We start from the raw sequence: 573 nt of genomic DNA on the forward strand, positions 1-573 counted from the left end.
TTCACCAGTGTCGTGGTTTTACCCGTTCCAGCGTAGGCCTTAACGACAAGGCGAGGCCCTTTGTACTGAGTGATCAGTGATTGTTCTGGTGTGTCAGGAGGAAGTTGTTTCATGAGGCCCCCTACGACAAACACATCTGGAGAGTGATGCGCTTCTTTTGTGTCGAGAGGAACGTACTGATCCGCTTTTCTTCTCGGGGGAGGGATACTTCACAATCCAGATCTGTCCACCAGTCTGGGGCTTTACCTTGAGCCACCTCCGTAACCCAACTATAGAGACGGTGTAACCAGCGATAGTCGCCAATAGATGAGGTGGCTAGTGTCATAGCCTCCTCAATCTTGGTTTGAAGAGCCGCAGCTCTGTGTCGCCACTCTTCTGAATATTTAGCCTTTCACGCCATCAGTTTTCCTCTTTCTTTTTCCCTCCCTTACCAGCTTTAGCGAGCTCTTGCTCCAACCCAGAAATTTTGGTCAGTGCATCATTGAGTCTTTGTTCGAGGCTCTTGGCCTGCTGGTCTTTTTCCTGCAACTGACCAGCCATCATGCCTTTGTCTTGAACAAGAGCGCGAGCTTC

Annotated in this window: 1 protein-coding gene; it reads right to left on the reverse strand. The window is 50.1% G+C overall.

Features of this window, described 5'->3' with window-relative positions:
* Nucleotides 1-121: 121 nt before the first annotated feature.
* Nucleotides 122-325: a hypothetical protein gene (locus R7Z50_RS29630; protein WP_318150030.1), complete on the reverse strand. Its 204-nt coding sequence runs from the start codon at nucleotides 323-325 to the stop codon at nucleotides 122-124.
* Nucleotides 326-573: the final 248 nt, after the last annotated feature.

Source organism: Vibrio sp. 1249-1, assembly GCF_033340495.1.